Origin of the sequence: Microbacterium sp. SORGH_AS_0428, from assembly GCF_031453615.1 — a bacterium.
Classification (GTDB): Bacteria; Actinomycetota; Actinomycetes; order Actinomycetales; family Microbacteriaceae; genus Microbacterium.
In genome coordinates, this window is record NZ_JAVIZT010000001.1 from 2,510,922 (window position 1) to 2,536,783 (window position 25,862).

Consider the following 25,862-nt stretch of genomic DNA (forward strand, 5'->3'; position numbering starts at 1 on the left):
TGTGGTCGCCGCATCCTGTGCTCGCCGCATCCGCCGCATCCGCCGCATCCGCCGCAATGCACGAGCGCCACCTCTGCGCACCTGCCACAGGATCAACCTGTCGCGGCTGCGCAGAAGTGGCGCATCTGCTCACATGCGTCGCAACTCGGGCACCGGGATGGGGCCGAGCGCGGCGCCGGGTCAGGGGGCGAGGCGCGTGGGCCCGCGGAAGAGGAAGGTCACCTCACGGATCGAGTCCTGGCCGAGCATCAGCATCAGCACACGGGCGAGACCCATGCCGAAGCCGCCGTGGGGCGGGATGCCGTAGCGGAAGAAGTCGAGGTAGTGCTCGAGGCCCTCGAGCGACAGGCCCTTCTCCAGCGCCTGTGCCTCGAGCACCTCGATGCGGTGCTCACGCTGCGCGCCGGTCGTGATCTCGGTGCCGTTGAACAGCAGGTCGTAGCTGTTCGTGAGCCCGGTCTCGGCGTTTCGCATGTGGTAGAACGGGCGGATCTCGGGGTGGTAGTCCGTGATGAACACGAACTGGTGGTCGTACGTCTCGCGCACGTGCGCGGAGATCTGACGCTCGCCCTCCGGGTCGAGGTCGCCGTCGGTGCGCGGGATGTCGTAGCCGCGCGCCTTCACGATCTCGCGCGCCTCGGCGAGCGGGATGCGGGGGAACGGGAGCGTCGGCACGACGACGTCGATGTCGAACAGCTCCTTGATCTCGTCGCCGTGCTTCTCCTTCACCGCGGTGAAGGCGGCCACCAGCAGCTCCTCCTGCATCGCGGCGACATCCTCGTAGGAGTCGATCCACGACAGCTCGGCGTCGACAGAGGTGAACTCGGTCGCGTGGCGGCTGGTGAAGCTGGGGTCGGCGCGGAACACGTCGCCGATCTCGAACACCTTGCCGAATCCGGCGGCCTGCGCCATCTGCTTGAAGTGCTGCGGGCTCTGCGCCAGGTACGCCGTCTGGTCGCCGAAGTACTCGAGCGCGAACAACTCCGCGTTGCCCTCGGCGGGCGTGGACATGAGCTTGGGCGAGTGGATCTCGACGTAGTCGTGCTCCACCCAGTAGGTGCGCATGGCGTGCTCGAGGGTCGTCTGGATGCGGAAGATCAGGTTGTTGCGGCGCTGACGCAGGTCGATGAAGCGCCAGTCCATGCGCTTGTCGAGGCCGCTGTCGGCGGCGATGGGCGTCTCCGGGAGCGCGGCCGCCGCGATCTCCAGCGACGCGATCTTGATCTCGACGCCGCCGAGCTTGACGCGCTCGTCGTGCTTGAGCTCGCCGGTCACCGTCAGGAACGTTCCGGTCGCGAGGTTCGAGATCGTCTCGGTCAGCGCGAGCGCCGCGGCCTGCTCGCTCGTCGCGTCCTCGGCGAGCTCACGGGTCGCGGGGTTCACGAGCTGCACCGCGCCGGTCTCGTCGCGCAGGATGACGAACTGCACCTTCTTCTGATCGCGGACGGTCTCGACCCATCCGGACACCGAGACACCTCCCGCGGGGAGGGACTTCAGCTGCTTGACCAGAACGCGTTCACTCACGAGAGAGCAGTCTACGGGCCGTGCCCTGCGCCCGTACGATGGCCGCGTGAGCAGTGAGCGCCCCGGCGAGGAACCCGCGATCTTCCGGTTGCCGCCCGAGTCGTTCCGCGTCGGCTCCGACGAGGCGCCGGCCGCCGACCGTACGGATGCGGCCCCGCGCCCGGAGCGCGCCGCCCCGCAGCCGCAGCGCGACGCGGGGAGCACGTCCGCCCGTCGGCGGCGGAAGGCGTGGGACGTCGCCCTGACGACCGTGCTGCTGGTCGCGACCGCCGCCGTCGCTGCCGTCGCGTCGACGCTCGCTCTCCTGCTGGCCGATTCCTCCACCGGATGCGGTGCCGACGGACGCGTGTGCCGCACGGAACTCCTGCAGGGCGGAGTGTGGACCATGCTCACGGTGCCGTGGATCGTCTTCGTGCTGACCGCATTCTCCGCCGTGCTCCTGCTGGTCGTGCGTCGCCGTGCCTTCTGGGTGCCGTTGGCGGGAAGCGTTCTCGCCGCACTGAGCTGGCTCGTAGGCGCCTTCCTGCTCTGGGCCGCGGTCTGAGGCGGCGGCGATGAGGCCGCGGGCTGTTTCCCAGCCGCGGTTCACCGGGGACGGATACCGTGTGCGCGACGCACGACATCCTTCGCCCGATCACCGAGAGTCTCGAGGACCCCGATGACCCAGGTCGCCCTGCCTGTCCGCGCCTCGTCGAATGAATCCTGGCTCAGTCAGCTGATGGACGCGCTGGTCGGGCTGATGGAGTGGATCGGTCCGATCGGAGCCGGGATCGCCATCGCCCTGGAGAGCGTCTTCCCCCCGTTGCCGAGCGAGGCGATCCTGCCGATGGCGGGGGTGACGGCCAGTCGCGGCGGCTTCACGCTCGCCGAGGCGCTCCTGTGGACGACGGCGGGCTCCGTGGTCGGTGCGCTCGCCCTCTACGGCATCGGTGCCTGGCTCGGCGTCGAGCGGTTGCGCCGGGTCGCGGCGAAGGTGCCGCTGCTGCATCCGGAGGACATCGACCGCACGGTCGCCTGGTTCCACAAGCACGGCGGCAAGGCCGTGTTCTTCGGGCGGATGGTGCCTCTGTTCCGCAGCTTCATCTCGATCCCTGCGGGCGTGACCCGCATGCCGCTGTGGCGCTTCGTGCTGCTGACGGCCGCCGGCAGCCTGCTGTGGAACGCGATCTTCGTGCTCGCCGGCTACTTCCTCGGCGAGTCGTGGCACATCGTCGAGCAGTACGCCGAGGTGTTCCAGGTGATCGTGATCGTGGGCGTCGCGGCGGGCGTCGCGTGGTTCGTCTACGCGCGGGTGCGGTCGCTGCTCGCGCACCGGCGCCGCGTGGACGCCCGCGAGTGACCGCTACCAGCTGACGCTCAGTCTCTTCATATCCGGCATCCACGTAAAATCGGGGGGTGCCCGCCGAACGCCTCCACCTCGTGCGCCATGGCGAGGTCCACAATCCCGGCCGTGTCCTCTACGGTCGGCTGCCCGAGTTCCGGCTGAGCGCGGCAGGTCGTCGGATGGCGCGCCAGGCCGCGGAGCACGTGCAGGCCGAGGGTCGTCCCCTCACCGCGCTGGTCTGCTCGCCGTTGCAGCGCACGCGGGAGTCGGCTGAGCCGTTCACCGAACTCTTCGGTTTCGAGCCCGTCGTCGACCCCGATGTGATCGAGCCGTGGAACGTGTTCGAGGGCAAGCGGATGCGGCGGGCACTCGCCAACCCCCTGAACTGGCGACACGTGACGCGTCCCTCCGTTCCGAGCTGGGGAGAGCCCTACGCCGAGGTCGTCGCGCGGATGCAGCGGGCCATGGCCAAGGCGCGGAACTCTGTTCCCGCGGGCGACGTCGTCATCGTCAGCCACCAGCTGCCCATCTGGGTGACCCACCTCGCGATCGCCGGTCTGCCTCTGCGCCACGACCCGCGCGCCCGGCGCTGCGCGCTGTCGAGCGTGACGAGCTTCGAGGGCGGCCCGGGGGCCTGGCGCGAGATCGCCTATGCGGAGCCCGCATCCGCCGAAGGCGCCGTCGATGTAGGAGCAGTATGAGATTTCGTCCCCGCCGCCTCGCCGCAGCACTGATCGCCGGCGCGCTCGCGGTCAGCCTCGCCGCCTGCTCGGCCAACGATTCCCTCGCCGACCAGTACCGGGAAGGCTCGAACAAGGGCTACATCGGTGCCGACGGGGTGCCGATCGTCGAGACCCCGCCGGCGGAGCGCTCCGACCCCATCGTGTTCACGGGGGTGAGCGACAGCGGCAAGACGGTGACGAACGAGGACTACGCCGGCCAGGTTCTCGTCGTGAACTTCTGGTACGCCGCGTGCGGTCCGTGCATCGTCGAGGCGCCGCGCCTGGAGAAGTCGTACGAGGACCTGAAGGGCGAGAACGTGTCGTTCCTCGGCATCAACACCTACGACCAGGCGCCGACGGCCGCATCCTTCGCTAAGGACAACGGCATCAGCTACCCCAGCCTGATGGCGGTCGACGACAGCAAGCTCAAGCTGTCGTTCGCCGAAGCCACCCCGCTCACCGCGACGCCGACGACCCTCGTGCTCGACAAGCAGGGCCGGGTCGCCGCACGCATCGTCGGCGAGCTCGGCGATGCCTCGATCCTCACGACGCTCGTGCGCGACGCGCTCAAGGAGGGTTCGTGACCGGCATCGTCGCCGAAGGAGCGCTCTGGGTCGCGATCCCGGTGGCGCTCGCCGCGGGGCTCGTGTCGTTCCTCTCGCCCTGCGTGCTCCCGCTCGTGCCCGGCTACCTCGGCTTCCTCGGCGGGGCGGCGGGTACCGCATCCGGTCGCAAGGGGCGCGGGCGCCTGCTGCTGAGCGTCTTTCTGTTCATCGCCGGGTTCACGGTGGTCTTCATGGCGATGACGGTGCTGGGCGGCTCGCTGGGCCGGTTCTTCCTGGAGTACTCCGGCATCATCACGCGCGTGCTCGGCGCGGTCGTGATCATCATGGGGCTCATCTTCATCGGCCTGTTCGGCTTCGCTCAGCGCACCTTCAAGCCGAACGTCCGGGGCAACCTGGGACTCGTGGGTGCGCCACTGCTGGGCCTCGCGCTCGGCATCGGCTGGGCGCCGTGCATCGGCCCGACGCTGGCGACGATCCTCGCCCTGTCGTGGAACATGGGCGACCCCGGCCGCGCCGCGGTGCTCGGACTCGCATACTCGCTCGGGCTCGGCATCCCCTTCCTCCTGCTGGCGGCCGGCTTCGGCTGGGCCAGCAAGTCGGTGTCGTTCCTGCGTCGCCACATCCGTGCCATCAACATCTTCGGCGGCGTCCTGCTCATCGTTCTCGGTGTGCTGATGGTCACCGGCGTCTGGAGCTCACTCATGTCGCAGTTGCAGGGGGTGCTGGTCAATGTCCCGCTCCCCATCTGATCGAGCCGACGTCTCGGAGCCGCTCCGGCCGTCGGACCACGTCGACGGCCGTCCCGCTCCGGCGCGCGACGACGATGTGACGTCGCCGCGCCTCGGGCCGATCGAGTGGATGCGGTGGGGATGGCGGCAGCTGACCAGCATGCGCACCGCCCTCGTGCTGCTGCTGTTGCTGGCGATCGCCGCGGTTCCGGGCTCGATCTTCCCGCAGCGCTCGGCCGACCCGAACGGCGTGACGCAGTTCCGGTCCGACAACCCGGACCTCTTCCCGGTGCTCGACTGGTTCAAGCTGTTCGACGTCTACAGCTCGCCGTGGTTCTCGGCGATCTACATCCTGCTGTTCATCTCGCTCATCGGATGCGTCATCCCGCGCACGCGCCACCACTGGAAGGCGCTGCGCGCGCGCCCGCCGCGCACGCCCGCGCGCCTTTCGCGCCTCGACGACCACCGCGAGATCGTGGTGCGCCTGCCCGAGGGCACGGACGTCGACGCCGCGGCGGAGGACGCGGTCGCCTCGGCCTCGGCGCAGCTGCGCACCGCCCGCTACCGCGTCGAGCGCTACGACGGCCGCGGCGCGCTGTCGGTGTCGGCCGAACGTGGATACCTCCGCGAGACGGGCAACCTGCTCTTCCACATCGCCCTCGTGGGTGTGCTCATCGCGGTGGGCGTCGGCGGCGCGCTGACCTACACCGGTCAGCGGGCCATGGTGCAGGGCACGAGCTTCGTGAACGCCCTGACGGACTACTCGTCCTTCAACCCCGGACGCTTCGTCGACGCCGACCAGCTCTCGCCGTACTCGATCACCCTCAACAAGTTCGACGTGACCTATCAGCCTTCCGGCACCGCGGCAGCGGGGCAGGCCGGCGACTTCGTGGCGCACGTGACCACGCAGCTGCCGGGCCAGGAACCGCAGGACGGCGAGGTGCGCGTCAACCACCCGCTCGACATCGCCGGAGACCGCGTGTACCTGATGGGCAACGGCTACGCACCCATCGTCACGGTGCGCGACGCCGACGGCGACGTCGTGTTCCGCGACGCCGTGCCCTTCCTGCCCCAGAACAACAACATGACCTCGCTCGGCGTGGTCAAGATCGCCGACGGGATGCCGCAACAGCTCGGGCTCGTCGGGTTCTTCTATCCGACCGCGCAACCGCTGGACACCGGAGCGTACACGTCGGTCTATCCCGATCTGATCTATCCCGTGCTGAGTCTCGACGTCTACGAGGGAGACCTCGGCATCGACGACGGCACGCCCCGCTCGGTCTACACCCTCGATCCGACCGGGATGACCAAGCTCACCGGCATCGACACGGACAAGTCCTCGATCCAGCTGCTTCCGGGACAGACGACCGATCTGCCGAACGGCCTCGGCACGATCACGTTCGAGAACGCGGCCGACCCGGGCCAGAACGAGGTCACCGACGGCACCCTGGACTCTGGCTCGCCGGGCGCCGACTACTCCCAGGCCGTACCGCGATTCGTCTCGCTCTCCATCCACCACGACGTCGGCGCGCCCTGGGTGCTGCTGTTCGCGGTGATCGCGCTCGCCGCGCTCCTGCTGGCGCTGTTCGTGCCCCGCCGCCGGATGTGGGTGAAGGTCACCCCGCGCGATGGCGCGCTGCTGATCGAGTACGCGGGCCTCGCACGCGGCGAGGACCCGCAGATCGCCGTCGCGGTCGACCAGCTCGCCGATCGGCACGGACGTGCCTTCGCCGAGGCTGCAGAGGGCGAGATCATCGACGCGAATCGGCCGACCCCCGACGCACACCCGAAAGTAGACTGACCCCATGCCCGAACAGCTCTCGCTCGACGCGGTCTCGCTGCTCACCGTCTGGACGGCGGTCGCGATCTACGCCCTCGCGTTCATCGCGTACACGATCGACCTCGCCCGCCGCTCCGCCGACGCCGTCGACCGGCAGGACGCCCACGTGCGCGAGCGTGAGCTCGTCGGCGCCGGCGGCGAGACGATCTCGCAGGTGCGCGCGAGCGAAGAGCGCGCCGCCGCATCCCTCTCCGCACGCGGACGCGACCGCTCGCGTCCGGTGTGGGCGCGCATCGGCACGTCGCTGACGTGGCTCGCGTTCCTCTTCCACGTGACCGGAGCGGTGCTGCGCGGCATCGCCGCCGAGCGGGTGCCGTGGTCGAACATGTACGAGTTCGCTCTGACGGGCACGGTGCTCATCGTCGCCGTGTATCTGGGTGTGCTGTTCCGCTACGACCTGCGCTTCCTGGGCGCGTTCATCACGGGACTGGTCGCTGTGCTGATGGGCTGGGCGACGCTGCTCCACGTCGATGTCGTGCCGCTGGCCGACCCGCTGAAGAGCGTCTGGCTCGTGGTGCACGTGTTCGTCGCCTCACTGGCGACGGCGTTCTTCGCGCTCGCCTTCGCGCTCTCGGTGACCCAGTTGCTGCAGGCGCGACGCGAACGCAAGGCGGCCGCCGCCGACGCGAAGACCGGCCCGCGGTTCCTGCGCATCCTCCCCGGTGCCGACGCGCTGGAGTCGCTCGCCTACCGGTTCGCGATCGTCGGGTTCATCTTCTGGACCTTCACCCTCATCGCCGGGTCCATCTGGGCCAACGACGCGTGGGGTCGGTACTGGGGCTTCGACACCAAAGAGGTGTGGACCTTCGTGATCTGGGTGCTCTACGCCGGTTACATCCACGCCCGCGCAACGCGAGGATGGCGCGGCACGCGCTCGGCGTGGCTCTCGATCATCGGCTTCAGCGCCGTGATGTTCAACTTCACGATCGTGAACCTCTTCTTCAAGGGCCTGCACGTCTACAGCGGCCTCAGCTGACCCGCATCCCCTGCACCTCGTGCCCCGGCGCCTTCGGGCGGCCGGGGCACGCTGCTGTGCGGCGCGGGGCGCTGCCCGCATCCCCGCGTCTGGGCGTCCCGCGCCCCCGCGTCGGAGAATCGGCCGAATGTCGGAGGATGCGGCGCTGATTCTCCGACGGGGGTGCGTTTCTCCGACCGGGCGTGGCGGCCGGCTCAGGGGCACGCGCGGGCGGCGCCCCGCCACCGGTGACCGCCCGTGCCGGCCGGCCCCGGGTCAGGCGAGGGCGGCGCGGGCCGAGACGGTACGGCGACGGGAGACGACGATCGTCGTCGCCACGAGCGACAGCAGCAGCCACACGACGAGGACGGTGATTCCGGCCGTCACCCCGCCGGCGCTCGTGAGAGCGCCGAGCATCGCGGCGTAGGCGGGTTGCACCGGCAGCACCGAGGCGATCGAGGTCAGCACGCCCGGGACCGTGGAGACGACCCCCGTCGCCACGACGAAGGCGCCGATGATGGCGCCGATCCACCGACCCGCGCCGCCGAAGACGGCCACGAGAGCCTGGTTGACAGCGGCGAAGGCGACGCCGGCGACCACGCAGATCGCCGCGAAGATCGACCAGTCCGCCCAGTCGTAGCTCGCTGCGAGCTGCACGACGCCGGCCACGAGCAGACCTTGCACGGCGCCCAGGACGGCACCGGGTGCGAAGGCGCGCAGTGCGAGCGTCACCGAGGATCGGCGGCTCGTGAGTGCCCGGGCGGACACCGCCTGGAACGCCACGTACGATCCGAGACCGCCGAACCAGAGCACCAGGGCGGTCAGCAGCGGGATGGCCGCCGCCCCGAACAGGTTCGAGCCGATTCCCTGCGCCGAAACCGGCTCGGCGACGACGGATGCGGTCTGCTGCGCCTGCTCGTCGGTGTAGGTCGGGACCTGGTCGACCGCGGTGTCCAGTCCGTTCGCGAGCGAGCCTGCACCGCTCGAGAGCTGGTTCACGCCGTCGGCGAGCGACACGGCGCCGGTGGATGCCTGGTCTGCACCGCTCGCCAGGGCGCTCGCCCCGCCGGCCAGCTGCGAGACGCCGCCCGAGAGCTGGGCAGCGCCCGCCGCGAGCTGGTCGGCGCCGGTGGCGAGACCGCCGGCACCGGACTGCAGATCGCGCGCACCGGCGGCGGCCTGTGCGATGCCCGCGCTCGTGTCCGTCATCAGCTTGTCGATGCCGTCGGCCGTGCCCTGGCCGTAGCCCGCGGCGGTCCCCGCGGCCGTGCCGATCCCCGCCACCGTGCCGGGGGTCGGGTTCTTGGCGTCGCCGATGGTCGCGGCGAGCTCGGCGCACAGGGGCGCCGTGGGGCCGTACGTCACGGCGCACTCCTGGACGAGGCCGCCGAGTGTCGTGCCCAGGGTCTGCGTCTGGGTCAGCGCGCTGTTCGCGGCCGTCGTCGTGGCGGCGGCCGCGTTCTTGAGGTCCTGGTTCACGACGGCGCGGGATGCGGCATCGAGGCCGACCGCGAGGGTGCCGGCGCCGTCGGAGAGCTGGCGCGCACCGGATGCGAGCTGCTGCGCGCCCCCGGGCAGTGCGGCCGCTCCCGTGGCGGCCTGCGAGGCGCCGGAGGCGAGCTGGTCGGCGCCCGTGGCAAGCTGACCGACGCCGCTGGACAGCTCGCTCGCGCCGTGTGCGGCGCTCGCGGAGCCGTCGGCCAGCTGCTGCGCGCCGCTCGCCGCGTCACCCAGCTGGTCGTGCAGGGTCGTGAACCCGAGCAGCACGTTCGTGAGGTACTGCTTCGAGACGGCGCTGCCGAACACGGATGCGGCCGTCTGTGTGATCTGCGCCGTGATCGCCTGGTCGACCACGCGTCCGTCCGGTGCGCTCTCGACCGAGATCGTCGCTTGCTCCGGGGTCGAGCCGGGGGCGGTGGAGGTGGCGGCGGCGGAGAAGTTCTCGGGGATCGTGATGACCGCACTGTAGGTGCCGTCGGCGAGACCCGCGGCCGCATCCTCGTCGTTGGAGATCGTCCAGTCGATGTTGCTCGGTACGTCCGACGAACCCTCGACGAGACCCGCGGTGAGCTGGCGTCCGAGCGGCGCCAGCTGCCCGTCGATCTCCACCGGCTTGTCGTCGTTCACGATCGCGGCCGACATGTTCTCGAGTCGTTCGACCGGGTTGTAGAGGGCCGCCACGAGGAGCCCGCCGATGACGACGGGCAGCAGCACGATCCCGAGGACCGTCAACCAGGTGACGGGACGTCGGGCGTGGGAGCGTTCGATGGGGACGGTCATGCGAGCACCTCCGCGGGAGCCGTGGGAAGGGTGACGGGTTCGCCGGTGCGGTACCCGGCGTCGGTGAGCAGCGTGCGTGCGGCGGCGATGTCGGATGCGGACCCCACGGCGGTGGCGACGAGCGTGAGCTGTCGCGCCGCGGCGTCGCGCAGCAGCGCCAGTGCCGTGTCGCGTTCGGTGTGGGGCAGTCGCTCGAGGCGGTCGATGCCGTCGATCACGACGACCGCGGGCGAGCCCGACAGCGCGTGTCGGAGGTCGTCGACGGGGTCGGATGCGGTGGCCAGCAGCGCCATCCCGGCGCGCGCCCGCACCCAGGCGCCGCGTTCGGGCAGCAGGTGGCCCGCGACCCGGAGGCGGCCGCCGCTCGGGCTCAGCCGGCCCGCCAGGACGAGCGTCAGCGCGTGCGTCGCTGCGGGATCCTCTGCCGCGACCACGAGCGCCTCGCCCGGGCCGACGGTCGCATCCACCGGCCCGAACACGGGCCTCGCCTCGGTGCGCAGCGCGAGCTTGTCGGCGACGACGACGGCCGAGCCGCTGCTCGCCCACTCGCGCAGCGACAGCTCCCGTTCGACGGCCTCGCCCTCGATGTCGAAGTGCGGCAGGACGCGCTCCAGCCACTTCGGCATCCACCAGGCCTTGTCTGCGAGCAGCGCCATGACGGCGGGCACGAGCGTCATGCGCACGAGGAACGCGTCGATGGCGATTCCCGTCGCGAGCCCGAGCGCGATCGGTTTGAGGTTCGAGTCGCCCTCGGGGACGAAGGCCGCGAACACCGCGAACATGATGATGGCGGCGGCCGTCACCACGCGAGCGGATGCGGTGTAGCCGCTGCGCACGGCCTCGAGTGCGATCTCTCGCGCCGGACGATCGGGGTTGTCGCGGCGGGCGTGCACGAAGTCCTCCCGCATCCGGGAGACGAGGAACACCTCGTAGTCCATCGCGAGACCGAACAGCACGCCCATCAGCACGATCGGCATGAAGCTGATGACGGGCCCGACACGCGCCACGTGCAGGAGGTCGGCGAACCAGCCCCACTCGAACACGGCCGCGACGACGCCGAACGAGGCGGCGACCGAGAGCAGGTAGCCGAGAGCGGCCTTGACCGGTACCCAGATGGAGCGGAAGACGATCATCAGAAGGATGAGGGAGAGTCCGACGACGAAGATGCCGAAGGGCAGCAGAGCCGCCGACAGGCGGTCGGAGATGTCGATGGCCACGGCCGTGAAGCCGGTGACCTGGAGATCGACGCCGTATTCGTCGAGGAGGCGGTCGTGCTGGGCGCGGAGCTCCCGCACGAGCTCGGCCGTGGCCGGGTCGTCGGGGGCGGTCTCCGGCACGATCTGCACGATGCCGGTGTCGGCGGCCTGGTTCGGGGTCGCGAGGGCGACCTCCTTCACGCCCGGGATGCGGGAGATCTCGTCGCCGAGGTCCTTCATGAGGGTGAGCGGGTCGGTCGAGGTCACGATCGTCCCGGTCATGATGAGCGGCCCGTTGGCGCCGGGGCCGAAGTGCTCGCTCGTCAGGTCGTACGCGACGCGTGCCGCGTCGCCCTTGGGCAGCTGACCTGCGTTGGGGAGGGCGAGCGCGAGGCTCGTCGCCGGGATGGCCGCCACCCCGAGCGCCGCCACGACCGCGACCGTCGTCACGACGGGGTGGCGTGTCACCATGGCCACCCACCGCGCCGAGAAGCCGCGTCGGGCGGGGGCGGCCGCATCCACAGCCGGGCGCCGGTCGCGTCTGCTCCAGCCGCGCACGCGGCCCTTCACGAAGCCGAGCATCGCCGGGGTCAGGGTGACGGCCACCAGCACGGCGATCGCGACGGCCACCGCGGCCGCGACACCCATCGTCGTCAGGAACGGGATGCCGGCGAAACCGAGGCCGATGAGTGCGATGAGCACCGTCATCCCGGCGAAGAGCACGGCGGAGCCGGCCGTGCCGGTGGCCCGGGCCGCGGACTCCTCGGGGTCCGCGCCCTCACGGACCTGATCCTGATGCCGGGAGATGATGAACAACGCGTAGTCGATGCCCACCGCGAGGCCGAGCATGAGTGCGAGCAGCGGCGTCGTCGAGGACACCGAGGCGAATGCGGTGGCCACGAAGATGAGCGCCATCGACAGGCCGACCCCCAGGATCGCCGTCATCAGGGGAAGCCCCGCGACGACGAACGAGCGGAAGGTCACGATCAGCACGACGAGCGCGATGAGCAGGCCGACGAGCTCGGTGACGGTGACGCCCGGCAGTGAGACGGCGAACAGGTCGCCGCCGAGCGCCACCTGCGATCCTGCGGGGAGCTCGGGCTCCAGCGCGTCGACCGTGGACTGCAGATCGGTGCGTGTGGATTCCGGCACGTCGGTCACCTGACCGTTGAACTGCATCCGCACGATCGCCGCACTGTCGTCGTCGGAGATGCTGCCGGTGATCGACGCGTCATAGGGGTCGGTCACCGCCAGCACGCCGTCGAGCTTCTCGATCGTCGAGATCGTGTCCTCGATGCGCGTGCGGTAGTCGTCGTCCGTGATCTTCGTGCCATCGGCGGCGACCACGACGAACTGGGCGTTGGTGCCGCTGACCTGGGGGAAGGTGCGCGACAGCTGTTCCAGGCCCGCCTGCGACTCGGTGCCCGGGATCGAGAAGCTGTTGTCGGTGCCCTGCGAGAACACCGCGGCGCCGCCGCCGGCCAGGGCGAGCAGCAGGAGCCACGCGATCAGGACGCGCCACGGGCGACGGTACGACCAGCGGCCGAGCGAGTACAGGAGCGTGGACACCAGCGCCTCCGTGGGTCGAAGTGATCGGGCGGGTTCGATACGGGAGTGTATCCGATACAACTGTGTATCCTAGAGTCGCCTCCGTGGTGAACCTGGGCGATCGATGAAAGCCACATGGATGTGGTGGAAGGAGAGATCGTGACGCAGCCTGCCGTGCCCCGCAGCCGCGAGAACACCCGTGCGCGGCTTCTCGCGGCCGCATCCGAGGTCTTCGCCGAACTGGGCCTGGAAGGTGCATCCGTGGAGGCGATCTGCGAGCGCGCCGGCTTCACGCGTGGTGCTTTCTACTCCAACTTCGCCTCGAAGGAGGAGCTGCTGCTGGGGCTCATGCAGCAGGTCGCCGATCAGAAGCTGGAGCGGGTCACCGAGCGGGTGCGAGAGCTCGGCGAGGACGCGTCGGTTCACCGGACCGTCGCCGAGCTGGTCACGAGCATCCTCGACGTCGGAACCGACGGGCCTACGGGGGTCGTGCTGATGAGCGAGATCCGCACGAACGCGATGCGCGACGAACGGCTCGCCGCGGCCTACCTCGCCTGGGAAGCCGCCATGGCGGAGCGGGTCGCGGAGCTCGTCGCCGATGTCGCGGATGCGTACCGGTTGCGGCTGCGCATCCCGGCGATCGAGTTCGCGCGCCTGGTGCTCGATATCTGGGACGCCACCTGCGCCTTCGCGGTGATCTCGGGCCTCGCCCCCCTGGCCGCCAAGGATCTGCTGACCCAGCGCACGGCGACGCTGGCGGCGGCGGTCACCGACTCGGAGTGAGACCGGACCCGCTCGCAAGCCCGAAGCAGCGCTCGAGGCGCTCTACCCACCACTCGCGGCGGGCGGGCGGAGCGGCATACCTGCCCAACAGGTCGGCGTCCGGCACCGCGCGCCGCACCTCGATCGCCCCGTCGACGGCGCGCAGCGGCTCGGCGGTCACGTCGGCCGCCAGCAGAGAAGCGGTCCCCAACCCGCAGTCGTGATCCAGCTCGGGCAGCGCCGCGGCGAGCGCGAGCCCCATGCCGAGCCCCACCGAGGTGTCCAGCGCGCTGGAGACCACGGCGGGGAGCCCCGCATCGGCGACGATCCGCAGCGCCCGGCGCACACCGCCGAGCGGCGCGGCCTTCACCACCAGGAGATCGGCCGCCTGCTCGCGGGCGACGAGCAGCGGGTCCGCGGCCTTGCGTACGCTCTCGTCGGCCGCGATGTCGATGCCGGAACGATGCACGCGCCAGCGGAGCTCGGCGAGTTCCGACACGCTCGCGCACGGCTGTTCCGCGTACTCGAGGTCGTACTCGGCCAACTCGCGCAGTGCGTGCTCGGCCTCGTCGACGTTCCAGCCGCCGTTCGCGTCGATGCGGATGCGGCCGGCCGGCCCCATCGCCGCGCGCACGGCGGCGACGCGTGCGATGTCGTCGGCCAGGGTCTGGCCTGCCTCGGCGACCTTCACCTTCGCGGTGCGGCAGCCGTCGAAGTGGCTGAGGACCTCGGCCACCGCGGATGCGGCGACGGCGGGAACGGTGGCGTTGACCGGGATGCGGGTGCGCACCGCATCCGGTTGCGGGTTCTCGGCGAAGTCGATCGCCGCGGCCAGCCAGGTCGCCGCCTCGTCGTCGCCGTACTCGGCGAAGGGGGAGAACTCCGCCCACCCGGCGGGCCCCTCGAACAGGAGCGCCTCGCGCACCTCGATGCCGCGGAAGCGGGTACGCAGCGGAAGGGCGACGACGTGGAGGTTCGAGCGGATGTCGGCGATGGTGAGTGTCACCGCTCCATTGTGCTGGCGGTCGTAGGCTGACGGCATGCCTCTTCTCGATACTCCGGTCCGCCTCGGCCTCCAGCTCCAGCCGCAGCACGCCACCTACTCCGACATCCGCGACGCCGTGGTGCGGTTCGAGGACATGGGCGTGGACATCCTGTTCAACTGGGACCACTTCTACCCGTTGTTCGGCGACCCGGACGGCGCGCACTTCGAGTCCTGGACCATGCTCGCCGCCTGGGCCGAGCAGACCGAGCGCGTCGAGTTCGGCGCCCTCGTGAACTGCAACAGCTACCGCAACCCCGACCTGCAGGCGGACATGGCCCGCACGATCGACCACATCAGCGCCAAGGGCGGCGAGGGACGATTCATCTTCGGCACGGGCTCGGGCTGGTTCCAGCGCGACTACGACGAGTACGGCTATGAGTTCGGCACCGCCGGCTCGCGGCTGAACGACCTCGCGGACGGCCTCGGGCGTGTGACGACCCGCTGGGACAAGCTGAACCCGGCGCCGACCCGCCGCATCCCGATCCTCATCGGCGGTGCGGGCGAGCAGAAGACGCTGCGCCTCGTCGCGCGTCATGCCGACATCTGGCACAGCTTCGTCGCGCCGGAAGACATCGCGCACAAGATCGGAGTGATCGAGAAGTGGGCTGAGACCGAGGGCCGCGATGTCTCGAATCTGGTGATCTCGAACGAGCTCAAGGATCGTGACGAGGAGTACGCCGACGCGCTCTTCGCCGCGGGCGTGCGCACCTTCACGCTCGGTCTCAACGGCCCCGACTACGACCCGGAGATCGCTCGCCGCTGGCTGCGCTGGCGCGACGCGAAGAACGGCTGAGCGTGAGCGTCTCCGAGCTGTTCGACCCGGCGGAGTGGGAACTCGCCCCCGGGGCGGATTCCTACACCGACATCACCGCGCACGTCTCGCGCGACGGCCGCATCGCGCGCATCGCGTTCGATCGACCCGAGGTGCGAAACGCCTTCCGCCCGCACACGGTGGACGAGCTCTACCGCGCGCTGGATGCGGCGCGCCAGAACCCCCGCATCGGGGTCGTCCTGCTCACGGGCAACGGCCCGAGCCCGAAGGACGGCGGGTGGGCCTTCTGCTCCGGCGGCGACCAGCGCATCCGCGGGCGCGACGGCTACAAGTACTCCGACGACCAGGCGACGGTCGTCGACCCCGCACGGGCCGGGCGCCTGCACATCCTCGAAGTGCAGCGCCTGATCCGCTTCATGCCGAAGGTCGTCATCGCCGTGATCCCCGGGTGGGCGGCAGGCGGTGGACACTCGCTGCACATCGTCGCCGACCTGTCGATCGCCTCGGCCGAGCACGGACGCTTCAAGCAGACGGATGCGGATGTGGGCTCCTTCGATGCGGGCTACGGGTCGGCGTACATGGCCCGCCAGGTGGGGCAGAAGATCGCGCGCGAGGTGTTCTTCCTGGCGGAGGAGTACTCGGCTCAGCGCGCCTACGAGATGGGCGCGGTCAACCGTGTCGTGCCGCACGCCGAGCTCGAACGCGAGGCCATCGCGATGGCGCGCACGATCCTCACCAAGTCGCCGACGGCGATCCGGATGCTGAAGTTCGCCTTCAACGCCGTCGACGACGGGCTCGTGGGCCAGCAGGTGTTCGCCGGTGAGGCGACCCGTCTGGCGTACGGTACCGACGAGGCTGTCGAGGGCCGGGACGCGTTCCTCGAGAAGCGCGAGCCGGACTGGTCGCCGTACCCGTGGCACTACTGACCGCCCGGCCCCCGTCGGCGCCCGGCGCCCGCGGGGTGCTGGGCGCGGTGCGGGCGGCACTCGACGGTGCCGGCCCGGCCGTGCACCTCGGTGGCGCAGCGTCCGTGCCGGTGCCGGCGGGGGTCGCTGCGGTCGTCACGACCTCCGGGTCCACCGGTTACCCGAAGGACGTGCTGCTCAGCCGCAGCGCGCTCATCGCGAGTGCGAGCTCCACCGCCGCGCGGATCGGGGAGGGTGCGTGGTTGCTGGCGTTGCCTGCGACCTATGTGGCAGGGCTGCAGGTGCTCGTGCGCTCGCTGCTGGCCGGCCACGAACCGGCCATCCTCGAGGGCCACTTCTCGGTGGAGGGCTTCATCGCCGCCGCGCGGGGCATGGCCTCGGCCGCGGGCGGCGCGCGCACGCCGACCTACACCTCTCTCGTTCCGGCGCAGGTGAATCAGTTGATCGCGGCGGCCGACGCTCTGGAGGTGCGCGCCGCCCTCGCCTCGTTCGAGGCGATCCTCGTCGGCGGACAGGCGCTTCCGGATGCCGTTCGCGAGCGGGCCGCGTCGCTCGGGGCGCGCATCGTGCGCACCTACGGGGCGAGTGAGACCAGCGGCGGATGCGTGTACGACGGCGTGCCGCTGGACGGCGTGCGCGTGCGGATCGCGGACGGCGAGGTGCAGCTGTCGGGGCCGGTGCTCGCCGAGGGGTACCGCGACGACCCCGAGCGCACGGCTGCCGCTTTCGTGCGCGACGATGCCGGGATGCGCTGGTACCGCACGGGAGACGCCGGCTCGTTCGAGGCCGGACGCCTGCGGGTCACCGGCCGTCTCGACAACGTCATCGTCTCCGGCGGGGTCAACGTCTCGCTCGACCGGGTCGAGCGCGTCGTGCGCGGGCTCTCCGGATTCGCGGACGCGGTCGTGGTGGGCGCGGCGCACGAGCGCTGGGGCGAGTCGCCCGTCGTCGTCGTGTCGCCGGATGCGGCCGCATCCGCACGTCTGGACGAGGTGCGCTCGGCGGTCGGCGCCGAACTCGGAGCACCGGCGCGACCCGATCGCATCGAGATCGTCGAGAGCATTCCGCTGCTTCCCAGCGGCAAGCCGGACCGCCGCGCACTGCGGGCGCTCGTCGAGCGCTGAGAGCGTCGCAATAGGATTACTGCTCGTGGCCAGTAAGACCAGGAAGAAGCGACCCGGCGTCTCGGGCAACCCCCAGAAGGCGCGCGCGCAGGTCGGTCCGCGTCCGGTGCGGCGTGCCGGCGTGGGGGATTGGATCGAGGGCGCGAGGCTCCGCACGCTCCCGCTGGCCGTCTCGCCGGTGCTGTTGGGCACGGGGGCGGCCCTCGTGATCGACAACGCCCTGCACTGGCTGCTCGCGCTCGGCTGCCTGGCCGTGGCCGTGCTCCTGCAGATCGGCGTGAACTTCGCCAACGACTACAGCGACGGCGTCCGCGGCACGGACGACTTCCGCGTCGGCCCCGCTCGCCTGACGGGCGCAGGCAAGGCCAAGCCGCGCACGGTGCTGATCGTCGCCCTGACCTTCTTCGCTCTGGCCGCGCTCGCGGGGCTCGCGCTCACCATCCGCACGCAGCAGTGGTGGTTCCTGGCCGTGGGCGCCGTCTGCATCGTCGGGGCCTGGTTCTACACCGGCGGCAAACGGCCCTATGGATACGCCGGTTTGGGTGAGGTCGTCGTCTTCGTGTTCTTCGGTCTCGTCGCGACCCTCGGCACGACCTGGGTGCAGGTGCAGGCGCTGCCGCAGGAGGCCTGGTTCGGTGCGGTCGCCGCGGGTCTGTTCGCCTGCGCCGTGCTGCTGGCCAACAACCTGCGCGACATCGAGCCCGACAAGAAGGCCGGCAAGAAGACGCTGAGCGTGCGGATCGGCAAGCGGGCGACGCAGGTGCTGTTCACCGTGATCGTGCTCGTGCCCTTCGCGATCTCGATCTTCCTGGCGCTGTTCTACCCGCCGGCATGGCTCACGCTGCTCGTGCTGCTGCTGGTGCTTCCCGCGGTGCTGATCGTGTGGACGTATCGCGAGCCGAAGGAACTGGTCGTTGCGCTGAGTCTCACCTCGCTCGGCTCGCTGGCGTACGCGGCGCTCGTGTTCTGGGCTCTTCACGGCTGAGCGGCGGACGCAGATGGTCTTCGTCGCGGATGTCGATCCGGCACGGCTCGATCGTGCCTGGATCTGGCGGATGCTCTCGAGCGAGGTGTACTGGCATCGGTGGCGTTCGCGGGAGCAGATCGAGCAGCAGATCGACGGGGCGTGGCGCGTGGTCGGCGTCTACGACGAGGCGACCGGGGCGCAGGTCGGCTTCGCACGCGCCGTCTCTGACGGCGTCAACGACGCGTACCTGGCGGATGTGGTGGTCGATCCCGCCGCTCGTGGCGCCGGCGCCGGCAAGATCCTCGTGCGCACGATGATCGACGAGGGGCCGGGGGCGGAGTTTCGCTGGACCCTCTTCACCGGAGACGCGCACGGCCTGTACCGGCAGTTCGGCTTCGACACCCCTGACGCGACCGCAATGGTCAGGCCCGGCTCGCGTCAGGTGCGCGAGAGCTGAGGACTCAGTCGCCGGATGCGGCGTCTTCAGCCTCGGCGTCGTCGGCACCGAGCGGGCGGCGGGGCTCGCGCGGCTTGCCGAGATCGGCCGTCGCCTCGGCCAGGGGCCGGCGCAGGAAGAGGATCGACAAGCTCAGCCCGATCAGGGCGGCGAAGATGGCCGCGAGCCAGTACAGCTCCTGGAACACGGGCAAGAGCATGAGGATCGCGAACGGTACGAGGAACGCGAGAACGCGCAGCACCGAATAGACGATCGCGGGACGGGCCTTCACCCCCTCATCCTACGCGTGGACCGTCGGCGCTCTCGGGGCCCGTGCAGGCCACGCGGCCTAGGATGGGGGAATGGTCCGGCTCCTGCTCATTCTGGCGCTGGTTGCCGTCGTCTTCTGGGTCTACACGGTCGTGGACTGCGCGGTGCAACCGGCCTCGCGTCACCGCGGCGTCAGCAAGGGCACCTGGATGGTCATCGTGATCCTGCTGCCCGTCGTCGGCGGCATCCTGTGGTTCGTGACCGGGCGCACGCGCAAGAACGCGGCGCCGGTGCGCCGGGCACCCGACGACGATCCGGACTTCCTCCGCACGATCGGCTCGATCAGCGATCAGGACGAGCGCATCCGCCGTCTGGAGGAGGAGCTGGCTCAGCTCGACTCCGACGAGCAGGCGCCCGGTGCGCCCGAGCGGCCCGCGCCGCATCGGCCCGACGAGGACGAGCCGCGCTGAGATGACGATGTCCGAGGACGCCGGCCGCGCGCCGGCGACGGATGCGGCTGCGGCGCTGATCGCACGGTTGATGGAGCGTGGCGTCGAGCACATCGTCGTGAGCCCCGGTTCGCGATCGCAGGCGCTGGCACTGGTCGCCGCAGCCGCCGAGACATCGGGTCGGGTGCGGGTTCACGTGCGTATCGACGAGCGCGTCGCAGGTTTCACCGCCCTGGGGATCGGGCGGGAATCCGGTGTCCCTGCGGCCGTCGTGTGCACATCCGGAACCGCTGTCGCGAACCTGATGCCGGCAGCCCTCGAGGCGCACCACGCGGGTGTTCCGCTACTGCTTCTCACCGCCGATCGACCGCCGGAGCTGCGCGGCGTCGGAGCGAACCAGACCACGCGGCAACCGGGGCTGTTCCAGCCCGCGACGCGTCTCGACATCGACGCGCCGGTGCCCGACGCGATCGACGCCGACGGTTCGTCCGAACAGAGCCGGATGTTCCGCCGGCTCGCCGATGACGCGTTCGACGCCGCCCTCGGTGCCGGCACCCGCCCCGCCGGTCCCGTGCACGTCAACCTGCCGTTGCGCGAACCGCTCGCGGGTGCTCTTCCCGCGTGGTTCGCCGTCTCCGGCGCCGACGAATCGTCCGCCGCGCGGGAGGAGGAGCCCGTGTCCGGGGCGCTCTACCAGGGCGGCGGCGGGATCGGCGAGTCCGACGTTCCCGAAGAGCCCGGACCCGCTCCGCTGCTGCTGGCCCGCGGGCCGCGCACGGTCGTGATCGCGGGGGCGGATGCGGGAGGCGATGCCGAGCGCGTCTCGCACGAGGGCGGCTGGCCGCTCATCGCCGAGATCGTCAGCGGGGCCCGGTTCGGGCGCCTGCTCGTGCACGGCTACCGCCAGGCGCTGTCGGATCCCGAGCTCGGCGGACGCGTCGAGCGTGCCGTCGTGTGGGGACACCCGACGCTCAGCCGCGAGGTCACCGCTCTGCTTCGTCGCGATGACGTCGAGGTCATCGCGGTCCGCGGGCCGGGCGAGCCGCTCAACCTCAACGGCCGCACGACCGCCGTCGATGCGGTCGCCGTAGAGCCCGGCGACGCCGACCGCGCGTGGCTGGGGGAGTGGATGCGTGCCTCCCGCGCCGCATCGGTCGACCTTTCGCCACCCGCGCCCGACGCGGACGGGCTCGCTTCCGCCGTCCCGCGCGAGCGGCTGTCGGCGGTCTCTGCGGAACTCGACGTGCTGCGCGCCCCGCTCGATCGCGCGGCGCTCGTGGATGCCGTGTGGCGCGCGAGCTGGCCCCACGACCGGCTGGTCTTCGGGTCCTCCCGACTCGTCCGCGTCGCCGATCAGGTGCTCGGCGGCAAGAAGGTCCCGGTGCACGCCAACCGCGGGCTCGCCGGCATCGACGGCACGGTGGCGACCGCGACGGGCGTGGCGATCGCGAGCCAGGACGAGGGGCGTCCCGGCGTGACCCGCGTGCTGCTGGGAGATCTCGCCCTCCTGCACGATGTCGGCGCCCTGCTGCTGCCGGCGGCTGAGGCGGAGCCGCGCATCCAGGTCATCGTGGGCAACGACGGCGGCGGCACGATCTTCGACGGGCTCGAAGTCGCGAGCGTCGCGGATGCGGCCGCGATCGACCGCGTGCAGTACACGCCGCAGTCGGTGCGACTGGAGCATCTGGCTCTCGCCTACGGGTGGGAGTACCGCCGGATCACGACGCGTGCCGCGCTCGATCAGGCGCTCACCTCTCCCGCCGGCGGCCGGCAGCTCATCGAGGTGCCGCTGGAGCGCTGAGCGCTCAGGCCAGCGCTTCGACGATCGGACGGAACTTCACCCGAGTTTCGAGCAGCTCGGACTCGGGATCGCTCGCGGCCACGATGCCCGCACCGGCATATGCGGTGAGGGAGACATCGCCGTCCGAGTCGGGGGTGTCGAACTGTGCGCAGCGCAGGGCGATGGCCCACTCGCCGTCGCCGGCCTGGTCGATCCATCCCACCGGTCCGGCGTAGCGACCGCGGTCGAAGGGCTCCAGGCGGCGGATGACATCGAGCGCCGCCTGCGTCGGCGTGCCGGCGACGGCGGCGGTCGGGTGCAGTGCCGCGACGAGATCCAGCGACGACGCCGTGTCGGAGAGCGTGCCCTCGACGTCGGTCGCCAGGTGCCAGACGTTCGGCAGCTTGAGGGTGAACGGCTGCTCGCTCGATCGCAGCGCGCGGGTGTGGGGGTCGAGCGCGGCCAGAACGCTGCGCACCGCGAACTGATGCTCGTCCTGATCCTTGGTGCTCGTCGCGAGGGCGAGGGCGGCCGCCGCATCCGTGTCCGGATCCGCGCCGCGTGCCGTCGTGCCCGCGAGCACGCGGGCGGTGACCGTGCCCTGCTCGACGGTCACGAGGGTCTCGGGGCTGGCGCCGATCAGCCCGTCGACGGCGAAGGCCCAGGTGTCGGGGTAGCCGGATGCGAGGGCGCGAACGAGGCGGCGCAGGTCGGAGCCGGCGGGAACGGTGCCGGCGAGGTCTCGCGCGAGCACGACCTTGCTGACCTCGCGCGCCGCGATCGCCGCGACGGCCTCGCGCACCGACGCGATGTAGCCGGCGGGATGCTGGCGGCCGGGGCCGAGGGTCGCCGACCAGTGGGCGCCGTAGGGCGTCGCCGCGGGAGCGAGGGCGGCATCGTCGCTCCAGCTGATGCGGGTGAGCCACGAGCGCCCGTCGCGGCGTCCGATGACGACGGGAGGAACCAGCAGGGCGCCCGCTCGTTCGGAGCGGCGGTCGAAGGGCAGGGCGCCGAAGGCGACGAGGCCCGTGCCGGGGATCTCGAGCGGGTCGTCGACGACGGCGGCGGCGGCGAGCTCGCGCCAGCGGTCGGCGCGCGCGCGGGCGTCGGAGGCGAAAGGCAGGGCGAGCGGCTCGCCGAGACCCACCATGCCCTCGCCCCGGCGCTGCCACACGAGCGGGCGCGCGGGGTCGGTGAAGGCGAGCAGATCGTCGATCGGGTCGATCTCGCGGGTCTCGACCAGCAGCCGAGGGCGCGAGGCACGAATCACCCTCCCAGCCTAGACTCGCCCCGCTCGAGGAGGGCTCAGCGAGAAGGCTGCAGGGTCACGCCTTAGGCTGGTGGCGTGAGTGAGAGCCCTGACCAGCACCGCGCCGACCTCGGCAAGGATCCGGGCCGTGTCAGCGGCATGTTCGACGAGGTCGCCGCCGGCTACGACCGCACCAACACGGTGCTCAGTCTCGGCAACGACCGGTTGTGGCGCGTCGCGGCGACCCGCGCCATCGCGCCACGCGCCGGGCAGCGCATCCTCGATCTCGCCGCCGGCACCGGCGCGAGCGCCGTGGCGCTGGCCCGCAGCGGCGCAGAGGTGGTCGCCGCCGACTTCTCGCCCGGGATGATCGCCGAGGGCGTCAGGCGTCACGGGCACATCATGAACCTCACCTTCCAGGAGGCGGATGCCACCGCCCTCCCGTTCGAGGACGCGTCGTTCGACACGGTCACGATCTCGTTCGGCCTGCGCAACGTCAACGACCCGCACGCGGCGCTCGCCGAGATGCGACGCGTCACCAAGCCCGGTGGCCGGCTCGTCGTCTGCGAGTTCTCACACCCGCCGCACCCGCTTTTCGCCGGCCTCTACCGCTTCTACAACGACCGCGTCCTGCCCGTCGTGGCGCGTGGCGTCAGCTCGAACGCGGACGCCTACGACTATCTCAACGAGTCGATCAAGGACTGGCCCGACCAGCGCACGCTCAGCGGCTGGATCCGGGATGCGGGGTGGGTCGATGTCGCGCACCGCGACCTGACGTTCGGCATCGTGGCGCTGCACCGCGCGCGCGCACCGTTCGCCGAGTCCACACAGAACTGAGGGTCCGCAGCGGGGCGAGCCTCTCCGGCCCGCGGGTAGGCTAGAAGAGTGACACGGAGCCCCTCTGCGCCTGGCGCGCACCTCGCGAGCAGACTCGGCCTCGCCGACCGTGTCTTCGCCGGTCCGGTCTCCCGCCGACTGCAGAAGACCGTCGAAGACGGCCTGGCCAAGGTCGAGACCCACCTCGCCGACGAGCTGCACGTGGCCGACGCGCTCGCCGATGCCACCAGCCGTTACCTCTACGAGGCCGGCGGCAAGCGCGTGCGCCCGATGCTGACGGTGCTCACCGCCCAGCTGGGCGACGGCGTCAACGAGCAGGTCATCGACGCCGCATCCGCTCTCGAGCTCACCCACCTCGGATCGCTCTACCACGACGACGTCATGGACGGTGCGGACGTGCGCCGAGGCGTGCCCGCCGCGCACTCCGTGTGGGGCAACAGCGTCGCCATCCTCACCGGAGACCTGCTGTTCTCCCGCGCGAGCCAGATCATGTCGCGCCTGGGCGACAAGGCGATGAAGCTGCAGGCCGACACCTTCGAGCGGCTCGTTCTCGGGCAGATGCACGAGACCGTCGGCCTCCAGGCGGGCGATGACCCTGTCGACTTCTACCTGCAGGTGCTGAGCGACAAGACGGGCTCGCTCATCGCGGCCTCCGCGCAGGCGGGAGTCCTGTTCTCGCACGCGCCCCTCGCCTACGAGCAGCCGCTGCTGACCTTCGGCGAGAAGGTCGGCGTGGCCTTCCAGCTGCTCGACGACGTCATCGACCTCTCCGCGGATGCGGCCGAGACCGGCAAGGTGCCGGGCACCGACCTGCGCGCGGGCGTGCCGACCATGCCGTATCTCCTGCTCGGACGCCTCGACGATGCGGCATCCGTCGACCTGCTCGCGCGCATCGACGCCGGCGTGGCGCAGATCGCCGACGGGGCCGACCCGGCGCTGCTGGACGATCCGCTGGCCGAGCTGCGCGAGCACGCCGCCACCGAGCAGACCCTGGCGCTCGCACACGAATGGTCGGACGCGGCGGTCGCAGCCCTCGAGCCGCTCCCGCGCGGTGCGGTGCGCGAGGCGCTCACGCGCTTCGCCGACGCGGTCGCCGACCGCAGCAGCTGATCCTCGCGCCTGCGACACAGAGCGCCCGAGGCGTCGCCACCGACGCCGTCGTACCCCTCGAAAGGACTCCCATGACCAAGCTCCGGCTGGCCATCGTTGGCGCAGGACCCGCGGGTATCTACGCGGCCGACATCCTGCTGAAGGCCGAGCGGGCGTTCGACGTCTCGATCGATCTGTTCGAGCACCTCCCCGCCCCCTACGGCCTCGTGCGCTACGGCGTCGCCCCCGACCATCCCCGGATCAAGGGCGTGATCAGCGCGCTGCGCGACGTGCTGGACCGCGGCGACCTCCGCCTGTTCGGCAACGTGCGCTTCGGTGAGGACATCACCCTCGACGACCTCAAGAAGCACTACAACGCCGTGATCTTCGCCACCGGCGCGATCCGCGACGCTGACCTCGACATCCCCGGGATCGACGCTGCGGGCTCCTACGGCGCCGCGGACTTCGTGAGCTGGTTCGACGGGCACCCCGACGTGCCGCGCACCTGGCCGCTGGATGCCTCCTCGGTCGCCGTCATCGGCAACGGCAACGTCGCCCTCGACATCACGCGCATGCTCGCCAAGCACGCCATCGATCTGCTGCCGACCGAGATCCCGGAGAACGTGCACGCGGGGCTGGAGGCCTCGACCATCACCGACGTCCACGTGTTCGGCCGCCGCGGCCCCGCGCAGGTGAAGTTCACCCCGCTCGAACTGCGCGAGCTCGGCGAGCTGCGCGACGTCGACATGGTCGTCTACGACGAGGACTTCGACTACGACGAGGCGTCGCTCGCCGCGATCGCCAGCAACAAGCAGGTCAAGGTCATCGATCGCGTGCTGCAGGAGTGGCGCACCCGCCCCGGCGCGAACGGCGCTGGCGGTGAGGCTTCTCGGCGCCTGCACCTGCACTTCTGGGCGAAGCCCGTCGAGGTCAAGAAGGATGCGGCGGGCCGCGTCGCCGCGCTGGTCTACGAGCGCACGCGTCCCGACGGAGAGGGCGGTGTCGCCGGTACGGGCGAGCTGCGCGAGGTCCCGATCCAGCAGCTGTACCGGGCGGTCGGCTACTTCGGCTCGCCGCTTCCCGGTGTCCCGTTCGACGAGCGCCACGGCGTCATTCCGAACCTCGAGGGCCAGGTGCTCCACCCCGACTCGAACGAGGTCGTGCCCGGTGTCTATGCCACCGGGTGGATCAAGCGCGGACCGGTGGGCCTGATCGGACACACGAAGTCCGACGCCATGGAGACCGTGCGCCACCTCAACAACGGGCAGGCGTCGTGGTGGCAGCCCGAGGACGCGTCCCCGGAGGCCATCCCCGCCCTGCTCGCCGAGCGCGGCGTGCGCTGGACCGACCTCGAGGGGTGGCATCGGCTCGACGAGCACGAGATCGCCCTCGGTGCCCCGGCCGAGCGCGCACGCATCAAGGTCGTGCCGCGCGACGAGATGGTGGCGATCTCGCGCGGCGAGTGAGGTCATG

General features: G+C 71.0%; 24 protein-coding genes. 18 read left to right on the top strand and 6 right to left on the bottom strand.

The features are described from left to right. Nucleotides 1-180: 180 nt before the first annotated feature. On the bottom strand, nucleotides 181-1,524 hold the full coding sequence (gene aspS, locus QE374_RS12215; RefSeq protein WP_309735222.1) for an aspartate--tRNA(Asn) ligase: 1,344 nt from the start codon (nucleotides 1,522-1,524) through the stop codon (nucleotides 181-183). Between the two features lie 46 nt (nucleotides 1,525-1,570). Between aspS and QE374_RS12220 the strand changes: the two genes are divergently transcribed. The 7 genes from QE374_RS12220 to ccsB all read left to right on the top strand — a co-directional run bounded on the left by QE374_RS12220 (nucleotide 1,571) and on the right by ccsB (nucleotide 7,680). Beyond that, nucleotides 1,571-2,068 carry a DUF6264 family protein gene (locus QE374_RS12220; RefSeq protein ID WP_309735225.1) on the top strand — a complete coding sequence of 166 codons (498 nt, stop codon included), beginning with the start codon at nucleotides 1,571-1,573 and terminating at the stop codon, nucleotides 2,066-2,068. 114 nt (nucleotides 2,069-2,182) lie between these two features. After that, entirely contained in the window at nucleotides 2,183-2,863 is a 681-nt protein-coding gene (locus QE374_RS12225) for a DedA family protein (RefSeq protein ID WP_309735227.1), read from the top strand. Between the two features lie 56 nt (nucleotides 2,864-2,919). Further along, nucleotides 2,920-3,549 (top strand): histidine phosphatase family protein, encoded by a 630-nt coding sequence (locus tag QE374_RS12230; RefSeq protein WP_309735229.1) that lies wholly within the window; start codon nucleotides 2,920-2,922, stop codon nucleotides 3,547-3,549. Continuing rightward, nucleotides 3,546-4,154 carry a TlpA disulfide reductase family protein gene (locus tag QE374_RS12235; RefSeq protein WP_309735230.1) on the top strand — a complete coding sequence of 203 codons (609 nt, stop codon included), beginning with the start codon at nucleotides 3,546-3,548 and terminating at the stop codon, nucleotides 4,152-4,154. Before QE374_RS12230 ends, QE374_RS12235 begins: the two co-directional genes overlap by 4 nt. Continuing rightward, nucleotides 4,151-4,885 carry a cytochrome c biogenesis protein CcdA gene (locus tag QE374_RS12240; RefSeq protein WP_309735232.1) on the top strand — a complete coding sequence of 245 codons (735 nt, stop codon included), beginning with the start codon at nucleotides 4,151-4,153 and terminating at the stop codon, nucleotides 4,883-4,885. The genes QE374_RS12235 and QE374_RS12240 overlap by 4 nt, the downstream gene beginning before the upstream one ends. Next, nucleotides 4,866-6,665, top strand: a complete 1,800-nt coding sequence (locus QE374_RS12245) for a cytochrome c biogenesis protein ResB (RefSeq protein ID WP_309735234.1) — start codon at nucleotides 4,866-4,868, stop codon at nucleotides 6,663-6,665. The genes QE374_RS12240 and QE374_RS12245 overlap by 20 nt, the downstream gene beginning before the upstream one ends. Before the next feature lie 4 nt (nucleotides 6,666-6,669). Further along, nucleotides 6,670-7,680, top strand: a complete 1,011-nt coding sequence (gene ccsB, locus QE374_RS12250; protein ID WP_309735236.1) for a c-type cytochrome biogenesis protein CcsB — start codon at nucleotides 6,670-6,672, stop codon at nucleotides 7,678-7,680. A 255-nt stretch (nucleotides 7,681-7,935) separates the two neighbouring features. Here the strand turns inward: ccsB and QE374_RS12255 are convergent, their stop codons facing one another. Continuing rightward, on the bottom strand, nucleotides 7,936-9,939 hold the full coding sequence (locus tag QE374_RS12255; protein ID WP_309735237.1) for a YhgE/Pip family protein: 2,004 nt from the start codon (nucleotides 9,937-9,939) through the stop codon (nucleotides 7,936-7,938). Beyond that, nucleotides 9,936-12,704, bottom strand: coding sequence for an efflux RND transporter permease subunit (locus tag QE374_RS12260; protein ID WP_309735239.1), 2,769 nt, complete (start codon nucleotides 12,702-12,704; stop codon nucleotides 9,936-9,938). The genes QE374_RS12255 and QE374_RS12260 overlap by 4 nt, the downstream gene beginning before the upstream one ends. A 138-nt stretch (nucleotides 12,705-12,842) precedes the next feature. Here QE374_RS12260 and QE374_RS12265 point away from each other — a divergent pair, with 138 nt between their 5' ends. Continuing rightward, the gene (locus tag QE374_RS12265) at nucleotides 12,843-13,466 is read left to right on the top strand and encodes a helix-turn-helix domain-containing protein (RefSeq protein ID WP_309735241.1); all 624 of its coding nucleotides are present in this window, start codon (nucleotides 12,843-12,845) and stop codon (nucleotides 13,464-13,466) included. Here QE374_RS12265 and QE374_RS12270 read toward each other — a convergent pair. Beyond that, nucleotides 13,450-14,451 (bottom strand): o-succinylbenzoate synthase, encoded by a 1,002-nt coding sequence (locus QE374_RS12270; RefSeq protein ID WP_309735244.1) that lies wholly within the window; start codon nucleotides 14,449-14,451, stop codon nucleotides 13,450-13,452. The genes QE374_RS12265 and QE374_RS12270 overlap by 17 nt on opposite strands. A 34-nt stretch (nucleotides 14,452-14,485) precedes the next feature. On the opposite strand from QE374_RS12270, the gene QE374_RS12275 reads away from it, so the two are divergent. The 5 genes from QE374_RS12275 to QE374_RS12295 are packed head-to-tail and all read left to right on the top strand — an operon-like array spanning nucleotide 14,486 to nucleotide 18,736. Beyond that, nucleotides 14,486-15,283: an LLM class F420-dependent oxidoreductase gene (locus QE374_RS12275; RefSeq protein WP_309735246.1), complete on the top strand. Its 798-nt coding sequence runs from the start codon at nucleotides 14,486-14,488 to the stop codon at nucleotides 15,281-15,283. A 2-nt stretch (nucleotides 15,284-15,285) separates the two neighbouring features. Next, nucleotides 15,286-16,188 (top strand): 1,4-dihydroxy-2-naphthoyl-CoA synthase, encoded by a 903-nt coding sequence (locus tag QE374_RS12280; protein ID WP_396653334.1) that lies wholly within the window; start codon nucleotides 15,286-15,288, stop codon nucleotides 16,186-16,188. After that, a complete protein-coding gene (locus QE374_RS12285; protein WP_309736698.1) occupies nucleotides 16,185-17,312 on the top strand; it encodes an AMP-binding protein in 1,128 nt (375 codons plus the stop codon). Before QE374_RS12280 ends, QE374_RS12285 begins: the two co-directional genes overlap by 4 nt. A gap of 25 nt (nucleotides 17,313-17,337) precedes the next feature. Further along, complete coding sequence (locus QE374_RS12290; RefSeq protein ID WP_309735248.1) at nucleotides 17,338-18,297, top strand: 1,4-dihydroxy-2-naphthoate polyprenyltransferase; 960 nt, start codon at nucleotides 17,338-17,340, stop codon at nucleotides 18,295-18,297. A 13-nt stretch (nucleotides 18,298-18,310) separates the two neighbouring features. Continuing rightward, the gene (locus QE374_RS12295) at nucleotides 18,311-18,736 is read left to right on the top strand and encodes a GNAT family N-acetyltransferase (RefSeq protein ID WP_309735250.1); all 426 of its coding nucleotides are present in this window, start codon (nucleotides 18,311-18,313) and stop codon (nucleotides 18,734-18,736) included. Nucleotides 18,737-18,740: 4 nt separating this feature from the next. On the opposite strand, the gene QE374_RS12300 is transcribed toward QE374_RS12295, so the two are convergent. Then, the gene (locus QE374_RS12300) at nucleotides 18,741-19,007 is read right to left on the bottom strand and encodes a DUF4229 domain-containing protein (protein WP_307322924.1); all 267 of its coding nucleotides are present in this window, start codon (nucleotides 19,005-19,007) and stop codon (nucleotides 18,741-18,743) included. Nucleotides 19,008-19,077: 70 nt separating this feature from the next. Here QE374_RS12300 and QE374_RS12305 point away from each other — a divergent pair, with 70 nt between their 5' ends. Continuing rightward, the gene (locus QE374_RS12305) at nucleotides 19,078-19,455 is read left to right on the top strand and encodes a PLDc N-terminal domain-containing protein (RefSeq protein ID WP_309735254.1); all 378 of its coding nucleotides are present in this window, start codon (nucleotides 19,078-19,080) and stop codon (nucleotides 19,453-19,455) included. A gap of 7 nt (nucleotides 19,456-19,462) precedes the next feature. Next, on the top strand, nucleotides 19,463-21,235 hold the full coding sequence (gene menD, locus QE374_RS12310) for a 2-succinyl-5-enolpyruvyl-6-hydroxy-3-cyclohexene-1-carboxylic-acid synthase (protein ID WP_309735257.1): 1,773 nt from the start codon (nucleotides 19,463-19,465) through the stop codon (nucleotides 21,233-21,235). 4 nt (nucleotides 21,236-21,239) lie between these two features. Here menD and QE374_RS12315 read toward each other — a convergent pair whose 3' ends face one another. After that, the gene (locus QE374_RS12315) at nucleotides 21,240-22,481 is read right to left on the bottom strand and encodes an isochorismate synthase (RefSeq protein ID WP_309736700.1); all 1,242 of its coding nucleotides are present in this window, start codon (nucleotides 22,479-22,481) and stop codon (nucleotides 21,240-21,242) included. Between the two features lie 141 nt (nucleotides 22,482-22,622). Between QE374_RS12315 and QE374_RS12320 the strand changes: the two genes are divergently transcribed. The 3 genes from QE374_RS12320 to QE374_RS12330 all read left to right on the top strand — a co-directional run bounded on the left by QE374_RS12320 (nucleotide 22,623) and on the right by QE374_RS12330 (nucleotide 25,855). Further along, the gene (locus tag QE374_RS12320) at nucleotides 22,623-23,300 is read left to right on the top strand and encodes a class I SAM-dependent methyltransferase (protein WP_309736702.1); all 678 of its coding nucleotides are present in this window, start codon (nucleotides 22,623-22,625) and stop codon (nucleotides 23,298-23,300) included. A 48-nt stretch (nucleotides 23,301-23,348) separates the two neighbouring features. Continuing rightward, a complete protein-coding gene (locus QE374_RS12325) occupies nucleotides 23,349-24,410 on the top strand; it encodes a polyprenyl synthetase family protein (RefSeq protein WP_309735260.1) in 1,062 nt (353 codons plus the stop codon). Nucleotides 24,411-24,481: 71 nt separating this feature from the next. Then, nucleotides 24,482-25,855, top strand: a complete 1,374-nt coding sequence (locus QE374_RS12330) for an FAD-dependent oxidoreductase (protein WP_309735262.1) — start codon at nucleotides 24,482-24,484, stop codon at nucleotides 25,853-25,855. The last annotated feature ends 7 nt before the right edge of the window (nucleotides 25,856-25,862 follow it).

Bases quoted from the DNA above. Each gene is read 5' to 3' on its own strand.
- QE374_RS12320 (WP_309736702.1), top strand. From the start codon at position 22,623: ATGTTCGACGAGGTCGCCGCCGGCTACGACCGCACCAACACGGTGCTC.
- menD (WP_309735257.1), top strand. From the start codon at position 19,463: ATGTCCGAGGACGCCGGCCGCGCGCCGGCGACGGATGCGGCTGCGGCG.
- QE374_RS12225 (WP_309735227.1), top strand. From the start codon at position 2,183: ATGACCCAGGTCGCCCTGCCTGTCCGCGCCTCGTCGAATGAATCCTGG.
- QE374_RS12235 (WP_309735230.1), top strand. From the start codon at position 3,546: ATGAGATTTCGTCCCCGCCGCCTCGCCGCAGCACTGATCGCCGGCGCG.
- QE374_RS12330 (WP_309735262.1), top strand. From the start codon at position 24,482: ATGACCAAGCTCCGGCTGGCCATCGTTGGCGCAGGACCCGCGGGTATC.
- QE374_RS12275 (WP_309735246.1), top strand. From the start codon at position 14,486: ATGCCTCTTCTCGATACTCCGGTCCGCCTCGGCCTCCAGCTCCAGCCG.
- QE374_RS12255 (WP_309735237.1), bottom strand. From the start codon at position 9,939: ATGACCGTCCCCATCGAACGCTCCCACGCCCGACGTCCCGTCACCTGG.
- QE374_RS12245 (WP_309735234.1), top strand. From the start codon at position 4,866: ATGTCCCGCTCCCCATCTGATCGAGCCGACGTCTCGGAGCCGCTCCGG.
- QE374_RS12295 (WP_309735250.1), top strand. From the start codon at position 18,311: ATGGTCTTCGTCGCGGATGTCGATCCGGCACGGCTCGATCGTGCCTGG.
- ccsB (WP_309735236.1), top strand. From the start codon at position 6,670: ATGCCCGAACAGCTCTCGCTCGACGCGGTCTCGCTGCTCACCGTCTGG.
- QE374_RS12305 (WP_309735254.1), top strand. From the start codon at position 19,078: ATGGTCCGGCTCCTGCTCATTCTGGCGCTGGTTGCCGTCGTCTTCTGG.